Genomic DNA, 24859 nt, shown 5'->3' on the forward strand with positions numbered 1-24859 from the left:
TCTTTCGGTTTTTCCCTGATGCTCGAAGCTGACAATCTGGAATGCGTGCGTGGCGAGCGCCGCCTGTTCGCCGGCCTCGGCTTCAAGCTGGACGCAGGTGAACTGCTCTATTTGCAAGGCCGCAACGGCGCCGGCAAGACCAGCTTGCTGCGCATGATCATCGGCCTGCTGCCGCCGGAAGCCGGCGAAATCCGCTGGAAGGGCCAGTCCATCCGCAGTAGCGGCGAGGATTTCCGCGCCGACCTGTGCTACCTCGGCCACCTGAACGCCATCAAGGAAGAATTGACTCCGCTCGAGAACCTGCTCGCCGCGGCCCATCTCGCCGACGAAACGCTGTCCGAGGACGACGCGCTCGACGCGCTGGAGCAGGTCGGCCTGGCCGGCCGCGAGGATCTTGCCTGCAAATACCTGTCGCAAGGCCAGAAGCGCCGCGTCGCGCTGGCCCGCCTGGTCAAGGAGCGCCGCCCCCTGTGGGTGCTCGACGAGCCTTTCGTCGCCCTCGACGTCGCCGCCGTCGACTGGCTGGCCGGCATCATTTCGGGCCACCTGCAGCGCGGCGGCCTGGCCGTGATGACCACGCACCAGCTGGTCGGCATCGCCGCCGGCACCGTGCGCGAACTGAAGCTCAGTTGAGGCCGCCGCCATGCTGAAAATCATCCTGGCCGTCATCGGCCGCGACCTCAAGCTGGCCATGCGCCGCCAGGCCGACATCGTTTCGGCCCTGTTCTTCTTCGTCATCGTCGTCAGCCTGTTCCCGCTTGGCATCGGCCCGGAAGCCGACCTGCTGCGCAAGCTGGCCCCCGGCGTGCTGTGGGTGGCCGCCCTGTTGGCGACGATGTTGTCGCTGCCCCGTCTGTTTGCCGACGACCATCGCGACGGCACGCTCGAACAACTGGCCCTGGCGCCACACCCGCTCGGCCTGGTGGTCACCGGCAAGGTGATCGCCCACTGGCTGGTGTCCGGCCTGCCACTGGCCCTGATCGCACCGGTACTCGGCATCCAGTTCGACTTGTCGAACGATGCGCTGCTGGTGCTGACCGGCGCCATCCTGCTCGGCACCCCGGCGCTGTCCGGCATCGGTGCCATCGGTGCCGCGCTGACCCTCGGCCTGCGCGGCGGCGGCGTGCTGCTGTCGCTGCTCGTGCTGCCCTTGTACATCCCGGTGCTAATATTCGGCGCTGGCGCGGTTGACGCGACGATGTCCGGGCTCGGGGGGGAAGGACACCTGTCGTTGCTGGCCGCCATGACTTTCGCTTCACTCGGCTTCGCCCCCTGGGCCTCGGCCGCCGCCTTGAAGATCGCCCTCGAATGACTGACCGCTTCAATCTCTACAAATACGCCGCGCCGGCCACCTTCTACCCGCTGGCCGGCAAGCTGATTCCCTGGTTCGCCGCCGCATCGCTCGTCTTCGGCCTGGCCGGCCTCTACCTCGGCATGCTGGTCGCCCCTACCGACTTCCAGCAGGGCGAGGGCTACCGCATCATCTTCATCCACGTCCCGGCTTCCTGGATGTCGATGTTCATCTACCTGGTCATGGCCTTCTGGGCTGCCATCGGACTCGCTTTCAACACCCGGCTATCGGGCATGATGGCCCAGGCCCTGGCGCCGACCGGCGCCCTGATGGCCTTCCTGTCGCTCTGGACCGGCGCCCTGTGGGGGAAGCCGATGTGGGGTGCCTGGTGGGTGTGGGATGCCCGTCTCACCTCCGAACTGATCCTGCTCTTCCTGTACATCGGCTACATGGCGCTGACTGCCGCCATCGACGACCCGCGCCGGGCCGACAAGGCCGGCGGCCTGCTTCTGCTGGTCGGCGTGGTCAATGTCCCCATCATCTATTTTTCGGTCAAGTGGTGGAACACCCTGCACCAGGGCTCCAGCGTCAACCTGACCAAGTCGTCGATGGCCACCACCATGCTCTACGGCATGCTGCTCATGGCCCTGTGCTTCTGGATGTATTCGGTCGCTGTCGCCTTCATGCGTGTGCGCACCATCATGCTCGACCGCGAGCGGCACACCGACTGGGTCAAGGCCGAACTGGAAGGGGCCGCCCGATGATCTACTGGAACAGTTTGTCCGACTTCCTGGCCATGGGCGGCTATGGTCTTTACGTCTGGGGCTCCTTCGGCGTCAATGTGCTGATCATGGCCGTTGAACCGATCGTCGTCGCCCGCAATCAAAAGGCCACCAAGGCCCGTCTGAAGCGCCAGATCCGCGCAGAAAGCAGAAGCAGCGAATGAAATCACGTCACAAGAAACTCGCCCTGATCGGCGGCGCCCTGGCCATCGTCGGCATCATCGCCGCGCTCGTCCTCAATGCGCTGAACAGCAACATCGCCCTCTACATTTCGCCGACCGACGTCGCCGAAGGCAAGGCGCCGCAGGGCAAGGCCTTCCGCATCGGCGGCCTGGTCAAGGAAGGCAGCCTGGCGCGGCAAGCCGACGGCGTCACCATCGCCTTCGTCGTCACCGACACCGCCAAGGACATGACCGTCCATTACAAGGGCATCCTCCCCGACCTGTTCAAGGAAGGCAAAGGCGTCGTCGCCCAAGGCAAGATGGCAGCCGACGGCAGCTTCACGGCCAGCGAAGTGCTGGCCAAGCACGACGAGAACTACATGCCGCCGGAAGCTGCCAAGGCGGTGGACGACGCCCAGAAAGCGGCGACCAAGCACGTCTCGCCGTCGTCGGTCAGCCAACCGAAAGCGAGCTACTGAGCATGATTCCCGAACTTGGCCATTTCGCCCTCATCCTCGCCGCACTGGTCGCCCTGGTCCTCGGTACCCTGCCGCTGATCGGCGCCCACCAGAACCGCATGACCTGGGTCGCCGTCGCCCGCCCGGCGGCCACGGCGATGGCGCTGCTGATCACTTTTTCCTTCGCCTGCCTGACTCAGGCCTTCGTCGCCAATGACTTCTCGGTGGTCTACGTCGCCCAGCACTCCAATTCGCTGCTCCCCATCCAGTACCGCGTCGCCGGCGTCTGGGGCGGCCACGAAGGCTCGCTGCTGCTGTGGATCCTGATGCTCAGCTGGTGGGCCTTCATGGTCGCCATGCTGTCGCGCCAGCTGCCGGAAAACATGGTCGCCCGCGTCCTCGGCACCCTGGGTCTGGTCGGTTTCGGTTTCCTGCTCTTCATCCTGGTCACCTCCAACCCGTTCGAGCGCCTGCTGCCGGGCGCCGCCGAAGGCCGCGACCTCAATCCGCTGCTCCAGGACCCGGGCCTGGTCATCCATCCGCCGCTGCTCTACATGGGCTACGTCGGCTTCTCGGTGGCCTTCGCCTTCGCCATTGCCGCCCTTCTTTCCGGCAAGCTCGACGCGGCCTGGGCGCGCTGGTCGCGGCCGTGGACCATGGCCGCCTGGATTTTCCTGACCCTGGGTATCGCCATGGGCTCGTGGTGGGCCTATTACGAGCTGGGCTGGGGCGGCTGGTGGTTCTGGGACCCGGTCGAGAACGCCTCGTTCATGCCCTGGCTGGTTGGCACGGCGCTGATCCACTCGCTGGCCGTCACCGAAAAGCGCGGCAGCTTCAAGAACTGGACCGTGCTGCTGGCCATCGCCGCCTTCTCGCTGTCGCTGCTCGGCACTTTCCTGGTCCGTTCCGGCGTTCTGACCTCGGTGCATGCCTTCGCCACCGACCCGCGGCGCGGCATCTTCATCCTGCTCTTCCTGGTCGCCGTGATCGGCTCGTCGCTCGCGCTGTTCGCCGCCCGTGCCCCGAAGGTCGGCCTGGGCGGGCGTTTCGGCCTGATTTCGCGCGAATCGCTGCTGCTCACCAATAACGTGCTGCTCGTCGTCGCCTGCGCCACCGTGCTGCTCGGCACGCTGTACCCGCTGCTGATCGACGCACTGGGCGTCGGCAAGATTTCGGTCGGCCCGCCGTACTTCAACGCCGTCTTCGTGCCGGTCATGACGCCCATTCTGTTCCTGATGGGGGTCGGTCCCTTCGCCCGCTGGAAGGAGGCGTCGATTCCGGAAATCGCCAAGGCCGTCAAATGGGCGCTCGCCGTCGGTGCCGTCGTCGCCGTCGCCCTGCCAATGATCTACGGCACCTGGCATGCGATGACCGCCCTCGGCCTGCTGCTCGCCGGCTGGGTTGTCGCCACCGCCGCCCTCAATTTCATCGAACGCGTCCAGCACACCCGGGCCGGTCGCGGCCTGATGGCTACCGTCCTCAGCCAGCCGCGCACTTTCATCGGCATGCACCTGGCGCACATCGGCATCGCCGTGTTCGTCGTCGGCGTCACCATGGTCGGTAGCTATCAGGACGAAAAGGACATCAAGCTGGCCCCCGGCCAGTCGGTCGATGTCGCCGGCTACCACTTCACCTTCAACGGCGTGAAGGCGGTCGAGGGTCCGAACTACGTTGCCGCCCAAGGCGACTTCGACCTGGCGAAGGACGGCAAATTCCTGCGCAAGATGAATCCCGAGAAGCGCAACTACCACTCGTCGGCCATGCCGATGACCGAAGCCTCGATCGATGCCGGTTTCCTGCGCGACGTCTATGTCTCGCTCGGCGAACCGATTGATCGCGACAAGCCGGAAGCCGAATGGGCCGTCCGCGTCTATTACAAACCCTACGTCGACTGGATCTGGGGCGGCTGCGTGCTGATGGCATTCGGCGGCCTGCTGGCCATGCTCGACCGTCGCTACCGCGTCAAGGCGCGCGCCGCCGCCACCCTGCCCACCGGAACCCAACAAGCATGAACCGTTATTACTGGATCCTCGGCGGCTTTGCCGCCCTCGTTGCGCTGCTCGCCGTCGGCCTCAACCTGAACCCGCGCGACGTACCGTCGCCGCTGGTCGGCAAGCCGGCTCCCGAATTCACGCTGAACCAGCTGGCCGAAGCGGACAAGACGCTGAGCCCCAAGGACATGCAGGGCAAAGTCTGGCTGTTCAACGTCTGGTCCTCGTGGTGCGTTTCCTGCCGGCAGGAACACCCTGTCCTCGTCGAATTCTCCAAAAAGGTGGACGTGCCGCTAATCGGCCTCAATTACAAGGAAGTGCGCGGCGACGGCGAATTCGACATGAGCAAGATGCCGGCCGACGCCGAAAAGAAACTCGCCTTCCAGCGCGCCAATCAATGGCTCGGACAGCATGGCAATCCGTACAAGCTGACCGTCATGGACATCGACGGCCGCGTCGGCATCGACTACGGCGTCTATGGCGTGCCGGAAACCTACGTCATCGACAAGGCTGGCATCATCCGCATGAAGCACACCGGCCCGATCACGCCGGAAGCACTGACCCAGAAGATCCTGCCGCTGCTCGCGGAGCTGAACAAATGAAGCGCCTGGCCGTAGCCCTGCTGCTCGGACTGGCACTGAACGCTCCCTCCTTCGCCTCCACCGCCACGGAAGCCGCGCTGGCCGACGACCCGGTCGCCGAAAAGCGCCTGCAGGGCCTGTCCGAGGAACTTCGCTGCCTGGTCTGCCAGAACCAGAACATCGCCGACTCCAACGCCGAACTGGCCCAGGATCTGCGCCGCGAAATCCGCGGCATGATCAAGGCCGGCAAGAGCGACAAGGAAATCATCGACTTCATGGTCACCCGCTACGGCGATTTCGTCCTCTACCGGCCGCCGGTGCAGGGCAATACCCTGCTGCTGTGGGGCGGCCCGGTCGCCCTACTGATCTTCGGCATCGTCGCCCTGGTCGCCTACCAGCGCCGCCGCGCGGAGCGCGTCGCCGCCCAGGACCAGCCGCTGTCCGCCGATGAGGCCAGCCGCGCCGAGGCGCTGCTCAAGGAACTCGATAACAAATGACCCAGTTCGCCATTTTTGCCACCCTGCTTATCGTGGTGGTTGCCGCCTTCGTCTTGCCGCCGTTGTGGCTCGGCCTGCGTGCGCCAAAGGCCCTGGCCGATCGCAAGACGGCCAACCTGGCCATCCTGCGCGACCAGCTGGCCGAACTGGAACGCGAAAAGACCGAAGGGTCGCTGGCCGACGCCGATTTCGACCAGGCCAAGCGCGAACTGCAGCGCCGCCTGCTCGAGGAAGTGGAGCCGGCCCCCGATGAAGCGACGCCGGCCTCGCATGCACCGACCCGCAAGACCGCCATTGCCCTGCTGCTCCTGCTGCCCATCATCGGCCTGCTCGGCTATGGCATCCTCGGCAATCCGCGTGCCCTCGACCCGACGCAAACGGTCGCCCAACCGCAAGTCACGCCGGAGCAGATCGAAGGCATGGTCGCCAAGCTGGCCGAGCGCCTGAAAGCCAATCCTGACGACCCGAAAGGCTGGCTGATGCTGGCCCGTTCCTACAAGTCCATGGGCCGCTACGCCGAAGCGGCGGATGCCTACGGCAAGGCCAGTGGCCCGCTGGTCGACGAGAACCCCGACGTGCTGGCGAACTACGCCGAAACCGTGGCCATGGCCGAAGGCAAGGGTTTGAAGGGCAAGCCGGCGCAGCTGGTCGAAAAAGCCCTGAAGATCGATCCCAAGCATGCCCACAGCCTGTTCCTGGCCGGCGCCGCCGCCATGGAAAGCGGCGACAAGAAGAAGGGCATCGCCTACTGGGAGGCCTTGCTGCCGCAGGTCGAACCCGGCTCGGAAATCGACCAGATGCTGCGCAGCGGCATCGACAAGATGAAGGCCGAGAAGTAAGGAGCGGGCGCGTGGTCGACCTTTCCCGCCGCGCCTTCTTTCGCGGCCGACCGCGCCCGAAGGCCGAAAAACGGCCGCCCTGGGCCTTGCCGGAAGCCGGCTTCATCGATGCCTGCACGCGCTGCAACGCGTGCATCGCGGCCTGCCCGACCCATATTCTGATCGCGGGCGACGGCGGCTACCCGACCGTCGATTTCCGCGAAGGCGAATGCACCTTCTGCGGCGACTGCGTCACGGCCTGCCAGCCCAAGGCGCTGGTTCGCCACGACGGGCAGCCGGCATGGCCCTACAAGGCCGCCATCGGCGAGGACTGCCTGCCGCGCCAGGGTGTCGAATGCCGGGTGTGCGGCGATTTCTGCGATGCCCGGGCCATCCGCTTTGCGCCGCGCCTGGGCGGCAGCCCGCTACCGGAAATCGATGCGGACAAATGCACCGGCTGCGGCGCCTGCGTTGCGCCCTGCCCGACGGTGGCGATCACCATCAGCCAGCCAGCTCAGAGTTAGGGCGTAGTCGCAGCAGGCGGCACCAGCGGCGGCGGCGCGAACCCCAGTTCGACCATTTCCGTTTCCAGCTTGATACGCAGGACCAGCAATCCGTGCAGGGATTCGCGTGCCTTGTCGTTGACCCAATTGTCGTGATGCCGACGCAGACAGGCCTCGACTTCGGGCCGGTTGGCTAGATCGACGCGACAGAGCGCAGCATAGTGACGAATCTCGTTGTCTAACTCGCGTAATTCGCGATCATAATGTTCGAAACCGCTCATTTTTTCCGCTATCCCGGAGAATGTTCACATGCAATGGTTAACCCTGCCCGAGCCCCGCACCGACGTCGCCCCGGCCTTCCATGACCGGCCCTCGGCCAAAGCCTGGCTGGCCGTCCAGCCACAGACGCAGCCGACGCACATGCTGAACGCCATCGGCGAGCAGATCGACGCCATCGAAGGCGCCATGTTACCCCCGGCGCTGGCCGTCGAGCTGCTCAATCTGTTGCGCACGGCCGCCGTTCCCGGCCAGAACGCCATCGAATCGCGCTACGTCCGCAAAGCCTTGCCGATGCCCGCCGACGACGAACGCTGTTTCGAACTCGCCCAGAAGTTGTGGCTGCGCCTCGGCGTCGCCTATCTGCGCCTGGCCCCGCATTTTCCGCCGGCCGACAAATGCCTGCCCCTGCATCGCGCCGCCTGCGCCTTCCGCATGGCCCAGTATTGCCATTTCCAGGCAGCGCGCGAATGCCCGGTGCTGATCGATCGCCTGCTGTTCAGCGTGCTCGATCAGGCCGAGAGCAGCGGCGTGCTGCGCCAGGCCCTGCCCGACCCGGACTTTCGCCACCTCGGCGAATCCAATATTGCCGGGCATCTGGCCTGGGCCTTCATGCTGCGCCTGATCGACCCCTATCGTCTGTCGGCGGCGCAACTCACCGTCGCCAACCGGGCGATCAGCCGCTGGCGCGAACTGACCGGTTTCCAGTCCATGCCCGACGACGATCCGAAGGCGCATTCGGTGGACCTGACACCGCTGTTCGGCGGCCCGCTGCCGGAAGGCGTGCCGCGCTGGCTGGAAGTGCGCAAGGTGGTGCGCAAGATCGACCAGCGCATTGCCGCCCTGCAGTCCGGCGAATCCCCCGAATCCCTCAAGCTCGGACGCGAACTGTCCGGTGCCGCCTGTATTCGCCTGCTCCGCGACCTTGAGGCCAGCCTGGAAATCCATAGCGAGTCCCCGTCGACCGAAGTAGGCGAAATCGAATTGGCCTTCGGCCCGGAGCATGCCTTCAATGTGCTGACCGGTGAAGCACTAGGCCCTGCGGCCTCCCTGGAAGCCGGCAGCGCCTCGCTGGCCCACCAGCGCGTTGCCATGTTCGGCTTCGACCGGGTGTCGACCATGCCGACCAGCGTCAAGCGGCTGGACGTGCCGAGCGAGAAATGGATACTGGTCGATGGCAAGGCGGTGCGCGCCGCCGATGCCGAGGGCGCCCGCCGCCTCGCCCCCTGCCTGGTGGCGACGATAGCCGGCGACAAGCCGCGCCTGGGCGTCCTGCTCGGCCTGCAGGCGACGACCAGCGGCACCTTGAGCGCCAGCCTGAAATGGTATGCCGATCCGGTCGAAGCCGGCCGCTTGGTACGCAAGCCTGGCCAGGAGCGCAATCAGCCGGTCACTCCGGCGTTCCTGATGCATGAGGGCAAGCAGTACTCGCTGCTGGTGCCGGCCAACGCGGCGGTCCGCCTGGACATCGGGCTCAGCTTCCAGGGCACCGCCCTGGCCCATCTGCTGCCGACCGAAGTGCTCGAACGCGGCGTCGATTTCGTGCGCTACGCCGTTAGCTGGCAATAAATCGGCAATAAAAAGCCCGCCGAGCGGCGGGCTTTCCGGGGATTGATGGGCCACCGAAGGCGGCCGTATCGATCACTCGAAGTCGATGATGACCTGATCGACCGACAGGCTTTCGCCGACCGCCGCCGAGATCTTCTTGACCTTGCAGTCCTGCTCGGCCTTGAGGATGTTTTCCATCTTCATGGCTTCGATGACCGCCAGCTTCTCGCCGGCCTTCACGTCCTGGCCGACCTTGACCGCGATTTCGCGGAGCAGGCCGGGCATCGGTGACAGCAGGAACTTGGACAGGTCGGGCGCGGGCTTCTCGGGCATCAGCGCGAGCAGTTCGGCGGCACGGGCGCTCATGACCATGAAATCGGCCCGGGTGCCCCAGTGGAACAGGCTGTACTTGGTCTTGTGCCGTTCGACCTGCAGCGTAAATTCCTCGCCATTGCAGGTGCCGGTGAACAGCGATTCACCCAGCTTCCAGTCGGACAGGATTTCGTAGGTCTTGCCCTGGTATTCGACGTGATAGCCGCCGTCAATCGGGCGGGCGACAACCGAGTGGTTCTCGTTGCCGTTCGGGCTCAGGCGAACCACGCACCAGTTGTCGCCGACGATACGCTCGTGGCCCTGCAACTGGCCGGTGATCGAGGCGGAACGGTCGGTGAAGGCGCGATAGACGTAGGCGGCGACGGAAACCAGCAGGGCCGGGTCATCGTGCGGCACCATCGAGGCGTCGAAGCCGGTCGGGTAGTGCTTGGGGATGAAGCCGGTGTCGAAAATACCGGAATGGAAGACCGGATGCTGCATCAGCGCGGCCTGGAACGGGATGTTCGACGAAATGCCGCGAATCACGAAGCCGTTCAGCGCATCGCGCATGCGGGAAATCGCCTGCTCACGGGTCGCACCGTGCACGATCAGCTTGGCGATCATCGAGTCGTAGAACATCGAGATCTCGCCGCCGTCGTAGACGCCGGTATCGACGCGCACCTGGCCGGGAATTTCCTTCGGCGGCTGGAATTTGACCAGACGGCCGGTGGAGGGCAGGAAGCCGCGGAACGGGTCTTCGGCATTGATCCGGCATTCCATGGCCCAGCCGTCGATCTTGACGTCAGCCTGGGTCAGCGGCAGCTTTTCACCGTAGGCAACACGGATCATCTGCTCGACCAGGTCGAGGCCGGTGATCAGTTCGGTGACCGGGTGTTCGACCTGCAGGCGGGTGTTCATTTCCAGGAAGTAGAACTCCTTGGTCGCGCCGGAGACGACGAACTCGACCGTACCGGCCGATTCGTAATTCACCGCACGGGCCAGGGCCACGGCCTGTTCGCCCATCGCCTTGCGCATTTCGGGATCGACGAAGGGGCTCGGCGCCTCTTCGATGACCTTCTGGTGACGGCGCTGGATCGAGCAGTCGCGCTCGTTCAGATACACGTAGTTACCGTGCGAATCGCCGAGTACCTGGATTTCGATGTGGCGCGGTTCCAGCACGTATTTTTCGATGAAGACGCGATCGTCGCCGAAGGAGTTGCGCGCTTCATTGACGCAGGACGAGAAGCCCTCGTGCGCTTCGGCATCGTTGTAGGCAACGCGCAGACCCTTGCCGCCACCGCCAGCGGAAGCCTTGATCATGACCGGATAACCAATCTTCCTGGCGATTTCCACGGCGGCGTCGGGGCCGTCAATGGCATCGTTGTAGCCGGGGATGGTGTTGACCTTGGCTTCGATGGCCAGCTTCTTGGACTCGATCTTGTCGCCCATCTTGGCGATGGAGTAGTGCTTCGGACCAATGAACTTGATGCCTTCTTCTTCCAGACGACGCGAGAACGCGGCGTTTTCCGACAGGAAGCCGTAACCCGGATGGACGGCCTGAGCACCGGTCTGCTTGCAAGCAGCGATGATCTTGTCGGCAACCAGATAGGACTCTTTCGACGCAGCCGGACCGATGCAGACGGCTTCGTCGGCCAGATCGACGAACAAGGCATCCTTGTCAGCCTCTGAGTAAACAGCAACGGTCTTGATGCCCATCTTGCGGGCGGTCTTGATGACGCGGCAGGCGATTTCGCCGCGGTTTGCGATCAGAATCTTGGTGAACATATTCCTTTTTCTCCCTGACGCTTACAGAGGAATGTTGCCGTGCTTGCGCCACGGATTGTCGAGTTTCTTGTCGCGCAGCATGGCCAGCGAGCGGGCGATCCGCTTGCGGGTGGCGTGCGGCATGATGACGTCGTCGATGAAGCCGCGGGCGCCGGCGACGAACGGGTTGGCGAACTTTTCCTTGTACTCGGCTTCGCGCTGGGCCAGCTTTTCCGGATCGTTCTTCTCTTCGCGGAAGATGATTTCCACTGCTCCCTTCGGGCCCATGACGGCGATTTCAGCCGACGGCCAGGCGAGGTTGACGTCGCCGCGCAGGTGCTTGGAGGACATCACGTCATAGGCGCCGCCGTAGGCCTTGCGGGTAATCACGGTGACCTTGGGCACGGTGCATTCGGCGTAGGCGTAGAGCAGCTTGGCGCCGTGCTTGATGATGCCGCCGTATTCCTGGGTGGTACCCGGCATGAAGCCCGGCACATCGACGAAGGTGACGACCGGAATGTTGAAGGCGTCGCAGAAGCGGACGAAGCGGGCAGCCTTGATCGAGGACTTGATGTCCAGGCAGCCGGCCAGCACCAGCGGCTGGTTGGCGACGATGCCGACCGGATGGCCGTCGATGCGGCCAAAACCGATGATGATGTTCTTGGCGTAGTCCGGCTGCAGTTCGAAGAAGTCGCTGTCGTCGACGACCTTGATCAGCAGTTCCTTCATGTCGTACGGCTTGTTGGCGTTGTCCGGAACCAGGGTGTCGAGCGAATGGTCCATGCGGTCGGCCGGATCGTTGGTCGGGGTGACCGGCGGCTTTTCCTTGTTGTTGGCCGGCACGAAGTTCATGAAGCGGCGCAGCATGGACAGCGCTTCGACATCGTTCTCGAAGGCCAGGTCGGCGACGCCGGACTTGCTGGTGTGGGTCACGGCACCGCCCAGTTCCTCGGCGGTCACGTCTTCGTGGGTCACGGTCTTCACCACTTCCGGGCCGGTCACGAACATGTAGGACGAGTCCTTGACCATGAAAATGAAGTCGGTCATCGACGGGCTATACACCGCACCGCCGGCGCAGGGGCCCATGATCATGGAAATCTGCGGCACGACGCCGGAGGCCATCACGTTGCGCTGGAACACGTCGGCGTAGCCGCCCAGAGAAGCAACGCCTTCCTGGATACGCGCACCGCCCGAGTCGTTAAGACCGATCACCGGAGCGCCGACCTTCATTGCCTGGTCCATGACCTTGCAGATCTTCTCGGCGTGGGTTTCCGACAGCGAGCCGCCGAACACGGTGAAGTCCTGCGAGAAAACGAAGACCAGACGGCCGTTGATGGTGCCATAGCCGATCACGACGCCGTCGCCCGGGGTCTTTTCGGCCTGGTCCATGCCGAAATCGACGCAGCGGTGCTCCTTGAACATGTCCCATTCTTCGAACGAGCCCGGATCGAGCAGCAGTTCGATGCGTTCACGGGCCGTCAGCTTGCCCTTCTTGTGCTGGCTGTCGATGCGCTTCTGGCCACCGCCGAGGCGGGCCAGTTCACGCTTTTTTTCAAGCTGGCGAATGATGTCGTGCATAAAAAAACTCCCTCTGAGTTACGACTAATTTGAAGCCTGGTGTTTGAGGTAGTCGAGCAGTGCATACGCGGCAGCAGCCGGAGTCGTATGCCCTTCCTCGACGGAACGGGTGAAGGCGGGCAGGCTTTCCTGCACGCGGGGGTGATGACGGAAATACTGGTGCAAGCCGGATTCGATCAATTGCCACATCCAGGACAAGGCCTGGTGCTGGCGCTTGGCAGAGAATTCGCCGGTCGGCTTGAGAGCGGCCTGGTACTTTTCGACCTGGTCCCAGAAATCGACGATGCCTTCCTTGTGCAGGGCGGACAGCGCGATGACCGGCGGCGACCAGTTGGGCGAAGCCGGGCGCAGCATGTGCAGCGCGTTGCGCCACTGGGCGCGGACCACGGCGGTCGCCTGCTTGTCGATGTCGGCCTTGTTGATGACCACCAGGTCGGCGATTTCGACGATGCCCTTCTTGATGGCCTGCAGATCGTCGCCGGCGTTCGGCAACTGAAGCAGGCAGAACATGTCGACCATGCCGGCCACCGTCGTCTCCGACTGGCCGACGCCGACTGTCTCGATAATGATCACGTCGTAGCCGGCCGCCTCACAGAGCAGCATGGCTTCGCGCGTCTTTTCGGCGACGCCGCCGAGCGAACCGGCCGACGGACTGGGGCGGATGAAGGCTTCCTCGCGCTGGCTGAGCAGTTCCATGCGCGTCTTGTCGCCGAGGATGGAACCGCCGGTAACCGACGACGACGGGTCGATGGCCAGCACGGCCAGCTTCTTGCCCTGTTCAATCAGCCAGACGCCGAGCGCTTCGATGAAGGTGGACTTGCCCGCCCCCGGCACGCCGGAGATACCGATGCGGATGGCGTTGCCGGTGTTCGGCAACAGCGCGGTCAATAGCTGCTGCGCCCGCTGCTGATGATCGGCGCGGGTCGATTCGATCAGCGTGATGGCCTTGGCCAGCGCACGGCGCTGACCGGCGAGCACGCCGTCGGCCAGTTGCCGGTCGACTTCAGACAGGAGATTGGCACGCACCGGCGCTTCGTCCAACTTCATCCGGGCTTAGGCGCGGGCCTTGCGGATCTCTTCCAGCACGCGCTTGGCCGAATCCTCGATGCGGGTGCCCGGGCCGAAAATGGCCTTGGCACCGGCTGCATAGAGTGCATCGTAGTCCTGTGCAGGGATGACGCCACCGGCAAAGACGATGATGTCGTCGGCGCCTTGCGCCTTCAGCGACTGGATGATCTGCGGCACCAGGGTCTTGTGACCGGCGGCCAGCGACGAGCAACCGATGGCATGCACGTCGTTCTCGACGGCCTGGCGGGCGGCTTCTTCCGGGGTCTGGAACAGCGGCCCCATGTCGATATCGAAGCCGAGGTCGGCGTAAGCGGTGGCGACAACCTTGGCACCGCGGTCGTGGCCGTCCTGGCCGAGCTTGGCGATCATGATGCGCGGACGGCGGCCTTCTTCTTCGGCGAATTTGGCGACATCTGCCTTGATCTGTTCCCAGCTTTCCTGACCTTCGACGACGCCACCATAGACGCCGGAAATGGTCTGGTTGTTGGCACGGAAACGGCCAAACACCTTTTCCATGGCATCCGACACCTCGCCGACCGTGGCGCGCAGGCGGATGGCCTTGACGGTCAGGTCGAGCAGGTTGCCTTCGCCGCTTTCGGCGGCCTTGGTCAGGGCGTCCAGCGCAGCATTGACCGCCGCGCTGTCGCGGGTGGCGCGAATCTGCTTGAGGCGGGCGACCTGGGCGTCGCGCACGGCGTGGTTGTCGATATCGAGGATGTCGATCGCGTCTTCCTTGGCCAGCTTGTACTTGTTGACGCCGACGATGACGTCCTTGCCCGAGTCGATGCGCGCCTGCTTGTCGGCGGCGCAGGTTTCGACCTGCATCTTGGCCCAGCCCGATTCGACGGCCTTGGTCATGCCGCCCATCGCTTCGATTTCCTGGATGATCCCCCAGGCCTTGTCGGCCATGTCCTGGGTCAGCTTTTCCATCATGTAGGAACCGGCCCACGGGTCGATCACGTTGGTGATGTGGGTTTCTTCCTGGATGATCAGCTGGGTGTTGCGGGCGATACGGGCCGAGAACTCGGTCGGCAGCGCGATGGCTTCGTCGAGCGCGTTGGTGTGCAGCGACTGGGTGCCGCCGAAGACCGCCGCCATCGCCTCGATGGTGGTGCGCACGACGTTGTTGTACGGGTCCTGCTCGGTCAGCGACCAGCCGGAGGTCTGGCTGTGCGTACGCAGCATCATCGACTTCGGGCTCTTGGCGTTGAAGCCGGACATGATGCGGTGCCAGAGCAGACGGGCGGCGCGCATCTTGGCGATTTCGAGGTAGAAGTTCATGCCCACCGCCCAGAAGAAGGACAGGCGGCCGGCGAAGGTATCGACGTCCATACCCGAGGCAATGCCGGTGCGCACGTATTCCATGCCGTCGGCCAGCGTGAAGGCCAGTTCGATCGCCTGGTTGGCGCCGGCTTCCTGGATGTGGTAACCCGAAATCGAGATCGAGTTGAACTTCGGCATGTTCTGCGCCGTGTAGGCGAAGATGTCGGCGATGATCTTCATCGACGGCTTGGGCGGATAGATATAGGTATTCCGCACCATGAACTCTTTGAGGATGTCGTTCTGGATGGTGCCCGACAGCTGGGGCTGCGCCACGCCCTGCTCCTCGGCGGCGACGATGTAGCCGGCGAGGATGGGCAGCACGGCGCCGTTCATGGTCATCGACACGGAAATCTTGTCGAGCGGAATGCCGTCGAACAGGATCTTCATGTCCTCGACCGAGTCGATCGCCACGCCGGCCTTGCCGACGTCACCGGTGACGCGGGCGTTATCGGAGTCGTAGCCGCGGTGCGTTGCCAGGTCGAAGGCGACCGACACGCCCTGGCCGCCGGCAGCCAGCGCCTTGCGGTAGAAGGCGTTGGAAGCCTCGGCGGTGGAGAACCCGGCATACTGGCGGATGGTCCAAGGCTTGACGGCATACATGGTCGGCTGCGGACCGCGCAGGAAGGGCGCAACGCCGGGCAGGGTATCGGCGAACTCGAGGTTTTCGGTGTCCTTCTTCGTATACAGCGCCTTGACGGCCAGCCCCTCGGGGGTGTTCCACACCAGATTATTGACGTCGCCGCCCGGAGACTGCTTGGCGGCTGCCTTTTCCCAGGCATCCAGGTTATTGGAATCAAAGAACTTTTCAGACATGACGCACACCCCTCGACAATTCGATTTTTTCAGGCCGATGATGCAGAATTCAAAATTCTACGCTTTTGGACCTAGCTTGACATACCAAGGCGCACATAATACTGTATCCATAATTATGGAAGCAAGTCAGCTAAGCACTGATCTTGCCCCGCCGAGACCACACCTCTAAATCATGAACCGTATCGCACCCACCGCGCTGTACCAGGAAGTTGCCGAACGACTGCGCCAGCGCATCTTCGCCCACGAACTCACTCCCGGCACCTGGATCGACGAGCAGAAGCTCGCCGAAGAGTACGGCATTTCGCGTACGCCGCTGCGCGAAGCCCTCAAAGTGCTGGCCTCGGAAGGACTGGTCGAACTGCGCCCACGCCGCGGCTGCTACGTCACCGAAATTTCCCGGCAGGACCTCGACGACATCTTCCCGCTGATGGCGATGCTCGAAGGCCGCTGCGCCGCCGAGGCGGTGCGCAATGCCAAGGCTGCCGACATCGCCGGCCTGCAGGACATTCATGGCCGCCTCGAGGCAGCTGCCCGCGACGGCCGGATCGATGCTTTCTTTGAAGCCAATCAGGAATTCCACAAGCGAATCCAGGAATTGTCCGGCAACCGCTGGTTGCTGTCGGTCATTCAGGATTTGCGCAAGGTTCTGAAGCTGTCCCGCCTGCACTCGCTGTCCCTCGAGGGACGGCTGCAGCAGTCGCTCGACGAGCACCGCCTGATCATGGCGTCGCTGGCTGCCAACGACGCCGCCAAGGCCGAGAAACTGATGCACGACCACCTGTTGTCGGGACGCGAAGCGCTAGCCCGGATGGACGCCAAGACGGCCAAAGCAGCCTGAGACACCACGCCGGGCACTCTGGTCGTGATGCAATTATCCAGCGTGCGGCGCCCGGCGGCATAGCGACAAGGCCCCCATTGCGAGGGGGTTCCTTTAGCTGACCAACGTTGCGCAGCACCAAGCTAGCGCATCTGGCTCTCGATGTTGGCAAACAGGCTGTCGTAGATCGAGACCAGGGCCTCGCGGTCGGCGCTGCCCTTGATCCATTTGCGCGAGCGGGCGATTTTCACGACTTCCTGTTCCATCCCGGACAAGGAGTCCACGTTGATCACCTCACCATGCAGGATGGCCGTCGCATCGGCACGCGCCTTCTGCGCCGTGGCAACCAGGCGCATCGACGACTCCATCGACCCGGCGCCGCTTTCTATAGTCGTCGCCAGTTCGCAGACCTGATTGGCCCGATCGGCCGAACTGGCTAGTTCGCCACTGAATTCATGGGCCGTTTGCCGCGCCTCGGCAACCGAGTGCTTCAAATGGCCAATCTGCTGCGTGGCCGACTGCATCGCCGCCGCCATGGCCGATATTGCCGCAGAGATTTCCTCGGCCGAGCCCTGCGCCTGATCAGCCAGCTTGCGCACCTCGTCAGCGACGATGGCGAAACCGCGCCCGGCCTCGCCCGCCCGCGCCGCTTCGATGGCCGCATTGAGGGCGAGCAGATTGGTCTGTTTGGCGACCCCGTCAATGCGCGCGGTGAGCAACTGGATGTCTGCCGCCTTGGCATTCAGATCGTCGAGCGCCACGACGCCGCCCTCGGCTGCCTGCTGCGCGCCGCCCAAGGCGTCGGACATGCGCTCGGCGGCACTGGACATCCCGGTCGCCGACTGCCCAAAATGGCCGGCCAATTGCTGCGAGCTTCGGGAATTGCCGCCGACGTCACCCAGCGCGTTCTTGACGTGCTCGATCGCCATCGACAGGCCGCGCTCGGAGCGCAGGAAGATGCGCGATAGCAGGGCTTCGCGGGCGATCGATTCCTGGGCGCCTTCGAGGCGGTCGAGGATGACCTGCATCTGCTCGAGCACGTTACGGAAGGTGCCATGCAGGCCGGGCAACTGCAGGCGACGCCCCGAACGCCCGGCCGACGAGGCTTCGAGGGCGCCGAGGATTTCGCGAAAAGCCGTCTCGGTCTGGTCGAGCACCGAATTGACATTGACCCGGATCGACTCCAGCGTCGGGTCGGCCATGGCATGCGGCAAGCGGGCGACCAATTCTCCACCGACCACCTTTTTCAGCAGGGCGTCGAGCTTGCCGAGGTCGCTACTGGCTGCCGAACCGGGCCACAACAGGACGAGCAGCGCGCCGGCCAGCACACCGGCCACCGCCCACGGGGAGACGAAGGCCAGCCCTGCCGCGACCAGCAGCAGGACCGCCACCAGCCACTGGCGCTTAAAGTGAAAAGATGAGTTCTTCATAGCCCATTCCGGTCTGGTTCATGATATCGACCAGCACCGCGGTGCCGGCCTCGATCGCCGTACGTGCGCCGGCCGCCCTTTCCGCTTCGAGCATCGCCCGATAGACCGGTTCGATCTTGGCTACCGCTCCCGCACGCGGGCAGCGCCGCACCGAGGTGTAGCCGACGATTTTCCCGCTGGCATCGAAGTCGGGCGAGATATGGGTGAATACCCAGTAGAAGCCGCCGTCCTTGGACATGTTCTTGACATAGGCGAAGAACTCCTTCCCCGACTGTATGGTATCCCACGCCAGTTTGAAGGCCGAACGCGGCATGTCCGGATGGCGGATGATGTTGTGCTGGACGCCGAGCAATTCTTCTTCCGAATAGCCGGAAAACTCGATGAAGATCGGATTGCCGTAAGTGATGATGCCTTTGGGGTCGGTTTTGGAAACGATGAAGTCGTCTTCACGCATTTTCCGTTCAACCTGGGTCGGCTGAATCGCTCTTTTCATTAATGTCTCCTTGTATTTACAAATTTAACACAAATGTTACTTTTGCAAACCGGTGGCACGGAAGGTAGACAAAGAAAAACCCCGGCAGTTTTGGCTGCCGGGGTTTGGTCTGCTTGCGTCAGACTTTTTAGTGATTACTGGCCGATGCCGCGCCGTACCCGGTCTGGGCACGCACATACTGGTCTTCGTAGGCTTCGATTTCCTGTCCGGCACGGACGCTGGAATCGGTCTTCGAGAAGATGTAGGCGAGCAGGAAGGCGATCGGCATGGCGAACAGCGCCGGCTGGGTGTACGGGAACAGCGGGGCAGCGTTGCCCAGCACATCGACCCACACCGACTTCGAGAACAGCACGAAGAGCACGGCGGAAACCAGGCCGCCGTAGCCGCCGCACAGCGCACCGCGCGTCGTCAGGCCCTTCCAGTACATGGACAGGATGAGCACCGGGAAGTTGGCGGCAGCCGCCACGCCGAAGGCCAGGCCGACCATGAAGGCGATGTTCTGCTTTTCGAACAGGATGCCGAGCACGATGGCCACGGCGCCGAGGCAGATGGTGGCGATCTTGGAGACGCGGATTTCGCTGGCTTCGGACGCCTGGCCCTTCATGATGACGCGGGCGTAGATGTCATGCGAGATCGCCGAGGCGCCGGCCAGTGCCAAGCCGGAAACGACGGCCAGGATGGTGGCGAAGGCCACGGCCGCCAGGAAACCGAGCAGCATGTTGCCGCCGACTGCCTTGGCCAGGTGCATGGCGACCATGTTGCCGCCGCCGACCAGCTTGCCGCCGACCGTGCCGCCTTCGAAGAATTCCGGGTTCTGGCCGACGATCAGGATGCCGGCGAGGCCCATCAGGAAGATGACATTGAAGAAGTAGGCGACGAAACCGGAGGCGTAGAGCACCGACTTGCGGGCTTCCTTGGCATCGGTCACGGTGAAGAAGCGCATCAGGATGTGCGGCAGGCCGGCGGTGCCGAACATCAGGCCGAGACCGAGCGAAATGGCGGTGACCGGATCCTTGAGCAGGGCGCCCGGGTACATCAGCTTGTCGCCCAGTTTGTGGACGCTGGTCGCCTTTTCCATCAGGGCGCTGAAGGAGAAGCCAAACTCGCTGAAGGCCAGGAACATGACCAGCGTGCCGCCGCAGAGCAGCATGCAGGCCTTGATGATCTGCACCCAGGTGGTGGCGACCATGCCGCCGAAGGTGACATAGACCATCATCAGGATGCCGACGGCGAAGATCGCCGTGTTGTAGTCGAGGCCGAAGAGCAGCTTGATCAGCTGGCCGGCGCCGACCATCTGGGCGATCAGGTAGAAGCAGACCACGGTCAGCGACGAGATCGCGGCCATGGTGCGCACCTTGCCCTGGTCGAGGCGATAGGCGGTGATGTCCGAGAAGGTGAACTTGCCCAGGTTGCGCAGGCGTTCGGCCATCAGGAACAGGATCACCGGCCAGCCGGCGAAGAAGCACAGCATGTAGATGTAGCCATCGTAACCCTGGGTGTACACCATGGCAGTCAGGCCGAGCAGCGTGGCGGCGGACATGTAGTCGCCGGCAATCGCCAGACCGTTCTGGAAGCCGGTGATGCCGCCGCCGGCGGTGTAGAAGTCAGCCGTCGACTTGGTGCGGGAAGCCGCCCAGTAGGTGATGCCCATGGTCATGGCGACGAACAGGCAGAACATGATGATGGCGTGCCAGTTGGTGGCCTGCTTTTCGGTGATGCCTTCGAGCGGACCGCCGGCGAAGGCCGTCGCGGCAAGGGCGAGAAGACCGGCCACCGAGGCGATGCGAGTCAGACGGTTCATTATTTGTTCTCCTTCCAGGCTTCCTTGACGATTTCCTGCGTCAAGGCATCGAATTCGCCGTTGGCGCGCTTGACGTAGACTGCGGTCAGCACCCAGAAGAAAATGAACATGAATAGTTCGACGGCGACCCCCACCGTCAATTTGGACCCCTCGGCAATCGCTTGCCCCAGGGACATCGGGTTGAAGGCAACCACCATCACGAAGCCATAGAACATGGCCAAGACAATGAAGGCCAAAGTCCATGCGAACCGCCCCCGGCGGGCAACCAGGTCCTGGAACTTCGGATTTGCCCGCATCCGCTCATACATCGCGCTGCTCATGGCTTATCTCCCTTATTAATAATTAGTACAAACTGCATTCATAATTATATCTTATAGAAGACATTAGACCTACAACGACGCCATACAAAATTGGTATTAAACCGAAAGAAAGCAAGCACATGAGCAACATCGACCTCGCCGTGCAGGGCGAAATCGCCACCCTGACGCTGAACAACCCGGACAAGCTGAACGCCATCAATCGCGCCATGTGGCAGCAGTTGTCGGCACTAGTCGGACAACTCAGCGCCGACCCGGCCATCCGCTGCGTCATCGTGCGCGGCGCCGGCGACCAGGCCTTCGCCGCCGGCGGCGACCTCGAGGAATTCGTCACCGGCCGCGCCACGCTGGCCCAGGCCCTGGACTACCACGGCGAAGTCGCCAAGGCGCTCAACGCCATTGCCGACTGCCCGCACCCGACCGTGGCGCTGATCAGCGGCGCCTGCATCGGCGGCGGACTGGAGATTGCCGGCGTCTGCGATTTCCGCATCGCCGGCGAAAGTTCGCGTTTCGGCGCGCCGATCAACCGCCTCGGCTTCTCGATGTACCCGGGCGAAATGGAAGGCCTGCTGCGCCTGGTCGGGCCGGCGGTGGTCAAGGAAATCCTGCTCGAGGGGCGCATCCTGAACGCCCGCGAAGCCTACGAAAAAGGCCTGCTCACCCGCGTTGTGGCCGATGCCCAGGTCGCCGACGAAGCCTACGCCACCGCCCGCCGCATCTGCGCCGGCGCACCGCTGGTTGCCGGCTGGCACAAGCAGTGGATCGCCCGCCTGCTCGACGGCCGGCCGCTCACTGACGACGAAAAAGCCGCCTCCTTCGCCTTCCTCGACACCGAGGACTACAAGGAGGGGCTGGCCGCCTTCCTCGAAAAGCGCAAACCGGTTTTCAAGGCGCGCTGAGCGCGGGGCAAGGCCTTAGCCGTACAGGCTCCACAACATCTTGGCGGAAAGCAGCAGCAACAGGCCGGCAAAGATGCGCTTGAGGACCTTGATCGGCAGACGGTGGGCCAGACGCGCTCCCATCGGCGCCATCATCACGCTGGCTAGCAGGATGACGGCCAGCGCCGGCAGGTAGACAAAACCCAGGCTGCCGGCCGGCAATTCGGGATGGGGCCAGCCGTTCCAGACATAGCCCACGGTGCCGCCCAGCGCGATGGGCAGGCCGACCGCGGCCGAGGTGCCGATCGCCTGATGCGGACGCACATTGCACCAGATCAGGTAGGGCACGGTCAGCGCCCCGCCACCCATGGCGGCCAGGCTGGCGATGGCGCCGATCAATCCGCCGACAACGCCCAGTCCGGCCCGACCGGGCAGGCTGCGCGTGGGTTTCGGGCGCAGGTTGGCGACCATCTGGAAGGCGACCATCAGCATGAAGGCAACGAAGAAAATGGACAGCGCGCGCGACGAAATCCGGGCGGCGAGTTGGGCGCCGAGCAGGGTGCCGGCCAGGATGCCCGGCGTCAGCCGGCGCATCACCGGCCACAGTACCGCTTGGTGGGCATGATGGGCGCGCAGGCTGGAAAGCGACGTGAACAGGATGGTCGCCATCGAGGTGCCGAGCGCCAGATGCAGTACCTCGTTGGCAGGAAAGCCCTGCGCGGCGAACACCATGGTCAGCACCGGCACCACGACGACCCCGCCGCCGACACCGAGCAGGCCGGCAAAAAAACCGGCGACGGCGCCGGTCAGCAAATAGGCCGCGATGGCTGCAAGGGGAATCACGCGCGAGGGAACGGCTTAAATATTAGCAAGTGCTGAATTTTATCAGCTATCGGCGGTGAGCCAGCGCACGATGCCGTCAGGGCTGCGGAAATCGTCGCAGGCGCGGACCGGAATCTCCGGTGCCAGTTCGCCGAACAGGCGTGCCAGCGCGTTGCCGGGGCCGATTTCGAGCACGGCGTCGGGCTGCATCTCGCGTACCGCTTGCAGACAGGCAGCCCAGTCGAGCGGCGTGCAGATCTGGCGGGCCAGCGCATCGAGCGCCGGACGGGCCATCCGCGCCGCGCTGGCGTCGATGGCGCTGAACACCGGAAAGGCCAGGCGGCGGTCGGACAGCACGTCCAGCCGCTGTTTGAAAGCGGCCACCGCCCCGGTCAGCAAGGCAGTGTGCGACGGCGTGCGCACCGCCAGATGGACCAGGCGGCTCGCCCCGGCCGCCTCGTAGCGCGGCACCACGGCGGCGATACCGGCGCGCGGCCCGGCCACCACCAGGTGGCGCGGCGCGTTGCGGATGGCCACGGCCAGTCTGTTTTCGGCGGCCAGCGTCGAGACCAGCTCATCGTCTAGCCCGAGCACGGCCAACATGCCGTGTTCGCCGGGCGCCGCACCATCCATCGCCGCCGCCCGCTCGGCACACAGGGCGACGCCCTCGGCCGCGCCAAAGGCGCCGGCGGCGCTGCATGCCGCCATTTCACCCAGCGAATAGCCGGCGGCGCAGATCGGCTTCGGCAGGCTGCTTTGCAAGCGGCCCCAAAGCAGCATCTGCTGGGCGAAGATCAGCGGCTGGGCAATTCTGTTGGTGGCCAGTTGCTCCGGGGCCGGCGCGGACAGCGGGTCGGCGAAGGCGGGCAGCACCCGGGCCAGCGCTGCGCCCAGCTCGCCGTCGGCCCCCTCGCGCACCTGCTGCCAGTGAGCCGGCGTTTGCCCGCCCTGGCCGCTGAAGAGGAGCGCGAGGCGCATGGTTGTCTTACCCCCCTAGTCCGGCCAGGAAGAGCGTCACGCCGAGCAGGTCGGCGCTGCCGCCGGGACTCAGGCGACGGGCGACGAAATCGCGGTCGATGGCGGCGGCGTGCGCCCGCCAGTCATCGGACAGCACGCCGCCGGCGGCGAGGAACTGCGCCGCGGCATGCCGCCCGTGGGCCAGCCCGGCCGGGCCGCCGCGCCACAGCAGGTTGGTATCGTCGACTTCGGCGATCAGCGCGAACAAGGCCTGCACTTCAGCCAGTTCCTCATCGCCGGTGGCGGCCAGCGCCGCACGATAGGCCGGCAAACCGACCTCGCGCGCGGCCGGAAAGCCGGCCGCCGCTTCGGCCCGGGCACCGCCGCTGCCGTAGCGGCGGGCGACGGCCAGGCCGTGGCTGAGCGGCGCCGTGGCCGGCACGCTGGCCAGACCGGCACGAATGTCGTCTCCCCAGCTGTCGGCGACCACCTGGCAGACCCGCGCCGCTTCCGGCGTTTCACCGGCGGCGATCAGCCAGCCGGCGGCGGCGCAGAGTAGGCCGAGATTGAAAATGGCGCCGCGATGGGTGTTGATGCCGCCGGTCGCCGCCAGCATCTCGGCTTCCGCCGCGATGCCGAGGCTCTGCAGCGTGGCGAAGTCCGGACCTCGCAGGCCGCAGACGGTGATCTCTGGGAAATAGGGGCGCAGGGAGTGCAAGCTGCGCTGGAAGGTCGTGAAATCCATGTCGCCATGGCTGCCCTGGCTGGCCGGCGTGACCAGGCCGGGCTTCGGAGCGAGCGCCACTTCGCGATACAGGCTGCGCAAGGCCAGCCGGCCGATACGCTCGGCGGCGGCCTGGTCGGCCGGGATGGCCGGTGCCGCCGGCCGGTAGCGTGGGAGACGGCGCTCAAGCATGGCAGCACGCCTCCGCCAGGGCGGCGAGCACGGCCTGCACGGGTTGCAGGTCGACGCCATGCTCCCCCTTGATCAGCACCGGCGCCGACGGCTGCCGGTATTGGGCGGCCATTTCCCGCCAGGCGACGGCATTACCGTCGGGAAAGCGCAATTCGCCGTCCAGCCGGCAGGGCAGTTCGCCGGCCGCCTGTTGCAGCGCGGCGAGCATGGTGTCGAACTGCTCCACCGTCGCCACGTCGCAGATCAGGTCGATGTCGGAATCGGCATGGCGGTAAGCCTCGCCACTCAGCACCTCCCAGGCCAGCGAGCCGAAAACGCCGAGGCCGGCACCGCAGGCCGTCGCTTGCTCAGCCAGGCGGGTCAGCACGGCGGCCTGAGCAGCGGGCAGCCGGGAGCAGCAGCGCGCGACGGACAAGGGCTGCTCGATGCGGGCGATGGCCTTGGCTTCGACGTCGATGGACAGCCTTTTGCGTTGCTGGGTCAGCGGCAGACTCAGGCCAAGATGCAGGCGCTCGCTGCCCGGCGGCTGGCGGGCGGCGACCAGCGGCCGACCAGCGGCAATCCAGTCCCGCGCGGCCTGCCATGACGCATCGCCCGGTGCGGCACAAGGCGTCGCGAACGCGGCATCGCGCTGGAGATAGACGAGGTCGTGGCGGCGCATCGT

26 protein-coding genes are annotated in these 24859 nt (G+C 64.7%); 13 read left to right on the forward strand and 13 right to left on the reverse strand.

All coding sequences use genetic code 11. The features are described from left to right. The first annotated feature begins 18 nt into the window (after nt 1-18). The 10 genes from ccmA to napF are packed head-to-tail and all read left to right on the forward strand — an operon-like array spanning nt 19 to nt 7103. Complete coding sequence (gene ccmA, locus LZ012_RS01155) at nt 19-633, forward strand: cytochrome c biogenesis heme-transporting ATPase CcmA (RefSeq protein ID WP_275706663.1); 615 nt, start codon at nt 19-21, stop codon at nt 631-633. A 10-nt stretch (nt 634-643) separates the two neighbouring features. Continuing rightward, nucleotides 644-1312 (forward strand): heme exporter protein CcmB, encoded by a 669-nt coding sequence (gene ccmB / locus LZ012_RS01160; protein WP_275706666.1) that lies wholly within the window; start codon nt 644-646, stop codon nt 1310-1312. Continuing rightward, nucleotides 1309-2055: a heme ABC transporter permease CcmC gene (gene ccmC, locus LZ012_RS01165; RefSeq protein ID WP_275706668.1), complete on the forward strand. Its 747-nt coding sequence runs from the start codon at nt 1309-1311 to the stop codon at nt 2053-2055. Before ccmB ends, ccmC begins: the two co-directional genes overlap by 4 nt. Continuing rightward, a complete protein-coding gene (gene ccmD / locus LZ012_RS01170; RefSeq protein ID WP_275706670.1) occupies nt 2052-2237 on the forward strand; it encodes a heme exporter protein CcmD in 186 nt (61 codons plus the stop codon). The genes ccmC and ccmD overlap by 4 nt, the downstream gene beginning before the upstream one ends. After that, nucleotides 2234-2713, forward strand: a complete 480-nt coding sequence (gene ccmE, locus LZ012_RS01175) for a cytochrome c maturation protein CcmE (protein WP_275706672.1) — start codon at nt 2234-2236, stop codon at nt 2711-2713. Before ccmD ends, ccmE begins: the two co-directional genes overlap by 4 nt. A gap of 2 nt (nt 2714-2715) precedes the next feature. Beyond that, the gene (locus LZ012_RS01180; RefSeq protein ID WP_275706674.1) at nt 2716-4704 is read left to right on the forward strand and encodes a heme lyase CcmF/NrfE family subunit; all 1989 of its coding nucleotides are present in this window, start codon (nt 2716-2718) and stop codon (nt 4702-4704) included. Then, nucleotides 4701-5285: a DsbE family thiol:disulfide interchange protein gene (locus LZ012_RS01185; protein WP_275706676.1), complete on the forward strand. Its 585-nt coding sequence runs from the start codon at nt 4701-4703 to the stop codon at nt 5283-5285. The genes LZ012_RS01180 and LZ012_RS01185 overlap by 4 nt, the downstream gene beginning before the upstream one ends. After that, the gene (locus LZ012_RS01190; RefSeq protein WP_275706678.1) at nt 5282-5761 is read left to right on the forward strand and encodes a cytochrome c-type biogenesis protein; all 480 of its coding nucleotides are present in this window, start codon (nt 5282-5284) and stop codon (nt 5759-5761) included. The genes LZ012_RS01185 and LZ012_RS01190 overlap by 4 nt, the downstream gene beginning before the upstream one ends. Further along, nucleotides 5758-6600, forward strand: a complete 843-nt coding sequence (gene ccmI / locus LZ012_RS01195; RefSeq protein ID WP_275706680.1) for a c-type cytochrome biogenesis protein CcmI — start codon at nt 5758-5760, stop codon at nt 6598-6600. The genes LZ012_RS01190 and ccmI overlap by 4 nt, the downstream gene beginning before the upstream one ends. Nucleotides 6601-6611: 11 nt before the next feature. Further along, nucleotides 6612-7103 (forward strand): ferredoxin-type protein NapF, encoded by a 492-nt coding sequence (gene napF, locus LZ012_RS01200; protein ID WP_275706682.1) that lies wholly within the window; start codon nt 6612-6614, stop codon nt 7101-7103. Here the strand turns inward: napF and LZ012_RS01205 are convergent. Next, nucleotides 7100-7363, reverse strand: a complete 264-nt coding sequence (locus LZ012_RS01205; protein ID WP_275706684.1) for a hypothetical protein — start codon at nt 7361-7363, stop codon at nt 7100-7102. The two genes, napF and LZ012_RS01205, sit on opposite strands and share 4 nt — an antisense overlap. Nucleotides 7364-7391: 28 nt before the next feature. Between LZ012_RS01205 and LZ012_RS01210 the strand changes: the two genes are divergently transcribed. Next, nucleotides 7392-8927: a hypothetical protein gene (locus LZ012_RS01210; RefSeq protein ID WP_275706686.1), complete on the forward strand. Its 1536-nt coding sequence runs from the start codon at nt 7392-7394 to the stop codon at nt 8925-8927. Nucleotides 8928-8999: 72 nt separating this feature from the next. On the opposite strand, the gene LZ012_RS01215 is transcribed toward LZ012_RS01210, so the two are convergent. The 4 genes from LZ012_RS01215 to scpA are packed head-to-tail and all read right to left on the reverse strand — an operon-like array spanning nt 9000 to nt 15764. Next, nucleotides 9000-11003 (reverse strand): acetyl-CoA carboxylase biotin carboxylase subunit, encoded by a 2004-nt coding sequence (locus LZ012_RS01215; protein ID WP_275706688.1) that lies wholly within the window; start codon nt 11001-11003, stop codon nt 9000-9002. A 21-nt stretch (nt 11004-11024) separates the two neighbouring features. Next, a complete protein-coding gene (locus LZ012_RS01220) occupies nt 11025-12560 on the reverse strand; it encodes an acyl-CoA carboxylase subunit beta (RefSeq protein WP_275706691.1) in 1536 nt (511 codons plus the stop codon). A gap of 24 nt (nt 12561-12584) precedes the next feature. Further along, nucleotides 12585-13607, reverse strand: a complete 1023-nt coding sequence (meaB, locus tag LZ012_RS01225) for a methylmalonyl Co-A mutase-associated GTPase MeaB (RefSeq protein ID WP_275706694.1) — start codon at nt 13605-13607, stop codon at nt 12585-12587. Between the two features lie 6 nt (nt 13608-13613). After that, a complete protein-coding gene (gene scpA / locus LZ012_RS01230; protein WP_275706697.1) occupies nt 13614-15764 on the reverse strand; it encodes a methylmalonyl-CoA mutase in 2151 nt (716 codons plus the stop codon). A gap of 172 nt (nt 15765-15936) precedes the next feature. On the opposite strand from scpA, the gene LZ012_RS01235 reads away from it, so the two are divergent. After that, a complete protein-coding gene (locus LZ012_RS01235) occupies nt 15937-16602 on the forward strand; it encodes a GntR family transcriptional regulator (protein ID WP_275706699.1) in 666 nt (221 codons plus the stop codon). A gap of 122 nt (nt 16603-16724) precedes the next feature. Here the strand turns inward: LZ012_RS01235 and LZ012_RS01240 are convergent, their stop codons facing one another. The 4 genes from LZ012_RS01240 to LZ012_RS01255 all read right to left on the reverse strand — a co-directional run bounded on the left by LZ012_RS01240 (nt 16725) and on the right by LZ012_RS01255 (nt 20625). Then, nucleotides 16725-18011, reverse strand: coding sequence for a methyl-accepting chemotaxis protein (locus LZ012_RS01240; protein WP_275706701.1), 1287 nt, complete (start codon nt 18009-18011; stop codon nt 16725-16727). Then, complete coding sequence (locus LZ012_RS01245) at nt 17986-18504, reverse strand: PAS domain-containing protein (RefSeq protein WP_275706703.1); 519 nt, start codon at nt 18502-18504, stop codon at nt 17986-17988. Before LZ012_RS01245 ends, LZ012_RS01240 begins: the two co-directional genes overlap by 26 nt. A gap of 127 nt (nt 18505-18631) precedes the next feature. Next, nucleotides 18632-20305 (reverse strand): cation acetate symporter, encoded by a 1674-nt coding sequence (locus LZ012_RS01250; RefSeq protein ID WP_275706705.1) that lies wholly within the window; start codon nt 20303-20305, stop codon nt 18632-18634. Next, nucleotides 20305-20625 carry a DUF485 domain-containing protein gene (locus LZ012_RS01255; protein ID WP_275706707.1) on the reverse strand — a complete coding sequence of 107 codons (321 nt, stop codon included), beginning with the start codon at nt 20623-20625 and terminating at the stop codon, nt 20305-20307. The genes LZ012_RS01250 and LZ012_RS01255 overlap by 1 nt, the downstream gene beginning before the upstream one ends. A gap of 119 nt (nt 20626-20744) precedes the next feature. Here LZ012_RS01255 and LZ012_RS01260 point away from each other — a divergent pair, with 119 nt between their 5' ends. Then, complete coding sequence (locus LZ012_RS01260; RefSeq protein WP_275706709.1) at nt 20745-21521, forward strand: enoyl-CoA hydratase/isomerase family protein; 777 nt, start codon at nt 20745-20747, stop codon at nt 21519-21521. 15 nt (nt 21522-21536) lie between these two features. Here the strand turns inward: LZ012_RS01260 and LZ012_RS01265 are convergent, their stop codons facing one another. The 4 genes from LZ012_RS01265 to mdcG are packed head-to-tail and all read right to left on the reverse strand — an operon-like array spanning nt 21537 to nt 24856. Further along, nucleotides 21537-22343 (reverse strand): sulfite exporter TauE/SafE family protein, encoded by an 807-nt coding sequence (locus tag LZ012_RS01265; protein WP_275706711.1) that lies wholly within the window; start codon nt 22341-22343, stop codon nt 21537-21539. 42 nt (nt 22344-22385) lie between these two features. Next, on the reverse strand, nt 22386-23300 hold the full coding sequence (mdcH, locus tag LZ012_RS01270) for a malonate decarboxylase subunit epsilon (RefSeq protein WP_275706713.1): 915 nt from the start codon (nt 23298-23300) through the stop codon (nt 22386-22388). Nucleotides 23301-23307: 7 nt separating this feature from the next. Continuing rightward, the gene (mdcB, locus tag LZ012_RS01275) at nt 23308-24195 is read right to left on the reverse strand and encodes a triphosphoribosyl-dephospho-CoA synthase MdcB (RefSeq protein ID WP_275706715.1); all 888 of its coding nucleotides are present in this window, start codon (nt 24193-24195) and stop codon (nt 23308-23310) included. Then, entirely contained in the window at nt 24188-24856 is a 669-nt protein-coding gene (gene mdcG, locus LZ012_RS01280) for a malonate decarboxylase holo-[acyl-carrier-protein] synthase (RefSeq protein ID WP_275706717.1), read from the reverse strand. Before mdcG ends, mdcB begins: the two co-directional genes overlap by 8 nt. Nucleotides 24857-24859: the final 3 nt, after the last annotated feature.

The sequence above is a fragment of the Dechloromonas hankyongensis genome (assembly GCF_022012295.1).
In the GTDB taxonomy this organism is placed as follows: Bacteria; Pseudomonadota; Gammaproteobacteria; order Burkholderiales; family Rhodocyclaceae; genus Azonexus; species Azonexus hankyongensis.

Excerpts from the sequence above, each read along its gene's own strand:
- LZ012_RS01235 (WP_275706699.1), top strand. The coding sequence starts at position 15,937 with ATGAACCGTATCGCACCCACCGCGCTGTACCAGGAAGTTGCCGAACGA.
- LZ012_RS01250 (WP_275706705.1), bottom strand. The coding sequence starts at position 20,305 with ATGAACCGTCTGACTCGCATCGCCTCGGTGGCCGGTCTTCTCGCCCTT.
- mdcH (WP_275706713.1), bottom strand. The coding sequence starts at position 23,300 with ATGCGCCTCGCGCTCCTCTTCAGCGGCCAGGGCGGGCAAACGCCGGCT.
- LZ012_RS01255 (WP_275706707.1), bottom strand. The coding sequence starts at position 20,625 with ATGAGCAGCGCGATGTATGAGCGGATGCGGGCAAATCCGAAGTTCCAG.
- LZ012_RS01260 (WP_275706709.1), top strand. The coding sequence starts at position 20,745 with ATGAGCAACATCGACCTCGCCGTGCAGGGCGAAATCGCCACCCTGACG.
- LZ012_RS01180 (WP_275706674.1), top strand. The coding sequence starts at position 2,716 with ATGATTCCCGAACTTGGCCATTTCGCCCTCATCCTCGCCGCACTGGTC.
- LZ012_RS01205 (WP_275706684.1), bottom strand. The coding sequence starts at position 7,363 with ATGAGCGGTTTCGAACATTATGATCGCGAATTACGCGAGTTAGACAAC.
- LZ012_RS01240 (WP_275706701.1), bottom strand. The coding sequence starts at position 18,011 with ATGAAGAACTCATCTTTTCACTTTAAGCGCCAGTGGCTGGTGGCGGTC.
- LZ012_RS01185 (WP_275706676.1), top strand. The coding sequence starts at position 4,701 with ATGAACCGTTATTACTGGATCCTCGGCGGCTTTGCCGCCCTCGTTGCG.
- LZ012_RS01210 (WP_275706686.1), top strand. The coding sequence starts at position 7,392 with ATGCAATGGTTAACCCTGCCCGAGCCCCGCACCGACGTCGCCCCGGCC.
- LZ012_RS01190 (WP_275706678.1), top strand. The coding sequence starts at position 5,282 with ATGAAGCGCCTGGCCGTAGCCCTGCTGCTCGGACTGGCACTGAACGCT.
- meaB (WP_275706694.1), bottom strand. The coding sequence starts at position 13,607 with ATGAAGTTGGACGAAGCGCCGGTGCGTGCCAATCTCCTGTCTGAAGTC.
- LZ012_RS01220 (WP_275706691.1), bottom strand. The coding sequence starts at position 12,560 with ATGCACGACATCATTCGCCAGCTTGAAAAAAAGCGTGAACTGGCCCGC.
- LZ012_RS01215 (WP_275706688.1), bottom strand. The coding sequence starts at position 11,003 with ATGTTCACCAAGATTCTGATCGCAAACCGCGGCGAAATCGCCTGCCGC.
- ccmA (WP_275706663.1), top strand. The coding sequence starts at position 19 with ATGCTCGAAGCTGACAATCTGGAATGCGTGCGTGGCGAGCGCCGCCTG.
- LZ012_RS01245 (WP_275706703.1), bottom strand. The coding sequence starts at position 18,504 with ATGAAAAGAGCGATTCAGCCGACCCAGGTTGAACGGAAAATGCGTGAA.
- mdcB (WP_275706715.1), bottom strand. The coding sequence starts at position 24,195 with ATGCTTGAGCGCCGTCTCCCACGCTACCGGCCGGCGGCACCGGCCATC.
- ccmE (WP_275706672.1), top strand. The coding sequence starts at position 2,234 with ATGAAATCACGTCACAAGAAACTCGCCCTGATCGGCGGCGCCCTGGCC.
- mdcG (WP_275706717.1), bottom strand. The coding sequence starts at position 24,856 with ATGCGCCGCCACGACCTCGTCTATCTCCAGCGCGATGCCGCGTTCGCG.
- ccmB (WP_275706666.1), top strand. The coding sequence starts at position 644 with ATGCTGAAAATCATCCTGGCCGTCATCGGCCGCGACCTCAAGCTGGCC.
- ccmD (WP_275706670.1), top strand. The coding sequence starts at position 2,052 with ATGATCTACTGGAACAGTTTGTCCGACTTCCTGGCCATGGGCGGCTAT.
- ccmC (WP_275706668.1), top strand. The coding sequence starts at position 1,309 with ATGACTGACCGCTTCAATCTCTACAAATACGCCGCGCCGGCCACCTTC.
- ccmI (WP_275706680.1), top strand. The coding sequence starts at position 5,758 with ATGACCCAGTTCGCCATTTTTGCCACCCTGCTTATCGTGGTGGTTGCC.
- scpA (WP_275706697.1), bottom strand. The coding sequence starts at position 15,764 with ATGTCTGAAAAGTTCTTTGATTCCAATAACCTGGATGCCTGGGAAAAG.